Annotated in this window: 3 protein-coding genes and 1 tRNA gene; 2 read left to right on the top strand and 2 right to left on the bottom strand. The window is 60.9% G+C overall.

What is annotated here, in order from left to right; translation table 11 throughout:
* Window positions 1-326: 326 nt before the first annotated feature.
* Window positions 327-878, bottom strand: coding sequence for a LemA family protein (locus tag AQ996_RS09360; protein ID WP_082421874.1), 552 nt, complete (start codon window positions 876-878; stop codon window positions 327-329).
* A gap of 211 nt (window positions 879-1,089) precedes the next feature.
* Here AQ996_RS09360 and AQ996_RS09355 point away from each other — a divergent pair, with 211 nt between their 5' ends.
* Complete coding sequence (locus AQ996_RS09355; RefSeq protein ID WP_055252658.1) at window positions 1,090-1,674, top strand: TetR/AcrR family transcriptional regulator; 585 nt, start codon at window positions 1,090-1,092, stop codon at window positions 1,672-1,674.
* Window positions 1,675-1,677: 3 nt separating this feature from the next.
* Here the strand turns inward: AQ996_RS09355 and AQ996_RS09350 are convergent.
* Window positions 1,678-1,767: transfer RNA gene (locus tag AQ996_RS09350), tRNA-Ser, on the bottom strand.
* A gap of 51 nt (window positions 1,768-1,818) precedes the next feature.
* Between AQ996_RS09350 and tadA the strand changes: the two genes are divergently transcribed.
* The gene (gene tadA / locus AQ996_RS09345; RefSeq protein WP_055252657.1) at window positions 1,819-3,600 is read left to right on the top strand and encodes a tRNA adenosine(34) deaminase TadA; all 1,782 of its coding nucleotides are present in this window, start codon (window positions 1,819-1,821) and stop codon (window positions 3,598-3,600) included.
* The last annotated feature ends 165 nt before the right edge of the window (window positions 3,601-3,765 follow it).

The following is a 3,765-nucleotide window of genomic DNA, read 5'->3' as shown; positions in this document are numbered from 1 at the left end:
CATTCGTCACCTTCATTACTCCAACGACGAATTCTAGGCGGTGTCCCTGTCCTTTCAAGAAAGGCCAGAGGCGGGGCATGCCCCGCCTCTTACACCACATCTCTGTGCGCTACCGGGGTTATGGGCTGACAGCGTTTGATTTGCAGGGATATTCGCGGTCTTTGGCATTTATCGTAGCGCCCGAAGCTCTTGGTTATGTTGAATACTCCTAAAAATGCACGGCGCTTAGAGGGGGACCTTCGCGAAAAAGGAAACCGCCCCGTCGAAGTATGCGTTCGACGGGGCGGTTTATACATTTGGCCGATTAAGGATGCGCTGCCAAACTACTAGAACTTGACGGTCGGGGCCTGGCGGGCGGCTTCGGCGGCCTCGAAGCCCTGGCGCTCCTTAAACTGGAAGATGCCGGCAAAGATGACAGCCGGGAACGTCTGAATGGCGTTGTTGTAGCTGAGCACGCAATCGTTGTAGCTCTGGCGTGCATAGCTAATCTTGTTCTCGGTATCCTCGAGCGATGCCTGCAGCTGCGTAAAGTTGGTGTTTGCCTTAAGATCGGGGTAGGCCTCGGCCACGGCAAAGAGCTGGCGCAGCGCACCGGTCAGCACGTTGTCGGCTTCCATCTTGGCCTCGGGCGTGGTGGCCTTGACGGCGGTGTTACGCGCACTGATCACGGCGGAGAGCGTCTCTTGCTCGTGCTTGGCGTAGCCCTTGACGGTCTCGACCAGGTTGGGGATCAGGTCGTTGCGGCGCTGCAGCTGCGTATCGATGTTCTGCCAGGCGTTATCGATGCGGTTGCGCTTGGTGACCATGTTGTTGTAGATGCCGGCGATGGCGCAGACAATCACAATGACAACAACGATGCCGATGATGACGGTAATCATGATGTCTCCGTTTCGAATGGCCGCGGCGGCATGCGCCAGCTGCCGTTGGTATAACGCTACTAGTATACCCGCAACGTTTTGCCGTGCCGAACTTTCCGGTAAGCGTTATGTTATCGGCGGGGTTGGCACCGGGGCAAAGCGTGCGAGGTACAGGTGTAAGATATGCGACAGATTGACGAGTGTTGTCTTTGCCCTGAGGATGGCGATACGGATGGACCTTCGCATCAAGAAAACCTATCGTGCCCTGTTTAATGCCTTTACCGAGCTTCTCGAGGAGCATCGTTTTGAGGACCTGACGGTTGCCATGCTGTGCGACCGCGCCATGATTCGCCGCACGACGTTCTACAAACACTTTCGCGACAAGAACGATTACTTTGCCTTTTATATCGATGAGCTCATGTCGGGCTTGCCGCAAAAACAGCCCGATGAGGTCGGCGCAGTGTCTGCCGAGGACGTGCGCGCGCTTCGGCACGCGATTTTGGACGATGCCATGGACCTGATTCTGGCCCATGAGCAGCTCATGGACAACATTTTGGCGAGCAGCATGTCGGGAATGCTGACCAACGTTATTTGCGACCGTATTGCCCGCTCTATCCGCGAGCGTGTGATGAACGTGCTTGCCGAGGATGCCCTGGCCCCCGTGTCGCTCGAGACGACGTCTGAGTTTGTCGCCGGCGGTATTATTCGACTTTTCACGATATGGTGGGAATCGGGCCACGATCTTGAGCGTCGACCCGAGATGGCTGACGTGGTCGATGCGCTGTTTGAGCGGACCATGACACCGGTGCATCACTAGAAGTGGCGGAGAGAGGGGGATTCGAACCCCCGGAACGCTCTCGCGCTCAACGGTTTTCAAGACCGCCGCATTCAACCGCTCTGCCATCTCTCCGTGAGTCGTAATGATAGCATCGTTTTGAATTTGCAACAGGGAAGGCGAACGATGACGATCACCGAAATCGACGAGAAGTTCATGCGCGAGGCGTTGGCGGAGGCGCGAGCCGCCGCGGCGGTGGGCGAGGTGCCCATCGGAGCCGTAGTGGTGCGCGACGGCGAGATCGTCGCGAGGGCGCATAATCGTCGCGAGCTCGACCAGGACCCTTCGGCGCATGCAGAGTTCGCGGCCCTGTGCGCCGCTGCCCAGGCACTTGGCCGCTGGCGCCTTTCCGACTGTACGGTCTACGTGACGCTCGAACCCTGCTGCATGTGTGCGGGGCTTATGGTCAATGCGCGCGTGGGGCGCTGCGTGTATGGCGCGGCCGATGCCAAGGCCGGCGCACTGGGTTCGCTGTATGACCTGAATGCCGACTCGCGCCTGAATCATCGGTTTAACGTGACGGCTGGCGTGCTGGCAGACGAGTGTCGTGAGGTGTTGAGCGGCTATTTTAGTGGGTTGCGTGGCACCGATGGTGCTGGCTGCGGTTGTGGGGCCGATCTTGAGGCACATGCCGCTCATGCCGAGGCGCTCGCGTGTGCCGAAGAGATCGCCGTTGAGGCGGTCGATTTTGGTGCCGCGTGCCGCCGGCCCCGCCGTGTGCTGTTGGCGATTGATTCCTTTAAGGGCAGTGTGTCGAGTGCGCAGGCGGAGGCGGCGGTTGCCGAAGGCGTGCGCCGCGTTTGGCCCGATGCCGAGGTGTGCACATTGCCGCTGGCAGATGGTGGCGAGGGAACGCTCGACGCCATCGCCGCATGCGGTGGCGAGCTTGTGACCTGCGAGGTCGCAGGCCCCTTGGGTGATCGTGTGTCCGCGCGGATGCTGGTGGACGGCGAGCGCGAGTCAGCGGTCATCGAGATGGCCGAGGCGGCGGGTATTGGGTATTCACCCTGCACGGAATCGGCGGCGCTTGCGGCTTCGACCTATGGCGTGGGCGAGCTCATACTTCGCGCGGTCCGCGCGGGGGCAAAGACTATCTATATTGGTCTGGGCGGCAGTGCCACCAACGACGGTGGCGCCGGCATGCTGCAGGCGCTGGGTGCCCACCTTGTTGATGAGTGTGGCTGCAATATCGCCCCCGGTCTCGCGGGCCTTGAACATGTGGCGAGTATCGATTTGACACCACCGCTTCGGGTACTGAATGGCGCGCGTCTTGTGGTGCTTTCCGATGTCGAGAATCCGCTCGTGGGGCGTCGAGGCGCACTGGCGGTGTTCGGTGGGCAGAAGGGTCTGCCGACGGGTGATGCTGAGGTGCTGCGCAGGTACGACAGCTGGATGGTCGGCTACGGCCGCCTGCTTGATGCGGCGATTTTCGAGGTGCGAGCCCAGGGGCTGCTGCGTGCGCCCGAGGGCGCACGGACATTTGGCTCGGTGCTCGGTGTGCCCGGTGCCGGTGCTGCCGGCGGCCTGGGTGCCGCGCTGCTGGCGCTCGGTGCCGAGTTGCGTTCGGGCGTGGAGACGGTGCTCGATCTGATTGGGTTTGACGAGTGCGTGCGCGATGTCGACCTGGTCATAACGGGCGAGGGCAATATGGACGAGCAATCCGCCGCCGGTAAGGCACCGGTGGGCGTGGCCCGTCGTGCGAAGCGATATGGCAAGCCGGTGGTCGCCGTCGTGGGCGGTCGTGCCGACAACCTGGATGCGGCGTATGGGCAGGGTGTCGACTTAGTTCTGCCGGTCTGTCGCAGACCCATGCCCCTTGACCAAGCGCTCGACCCCCAGGAAGCCACAACCAACCTCATCTGCGCCGGTGAAGCCGCCGCCCGATCCTACGACCTCGCCCGTATCTAAGTCTTTCCGGGCAAGTCTCAATAAGTTGCGGTGGAATAGTTCCTGTTTTTGGCCTTGGGTCGTAAAACAGGAACTATGGGACCTCGGACGTTTTTCCGGACCATGTCCCGGCGCTATGCCGCATGGTACCTCTCCTCGCGATACTCCCTAATGGTCTTCCATCCT

Source organism: Collinsella aerofaciens, assembly GCF_001404695.1.
GTDB lineage: Bacteria > Actinomycetota > Coriobacteriia > Coriobacteriales > Coriobacteriaceae > Collinsella > Collinsella aerofaciens_E.
The sequence above is the reverse complement of the archived record's forward strand: the minus strand, read 5'-3'. Positions and strand labels throughout refer to the sequence as shown.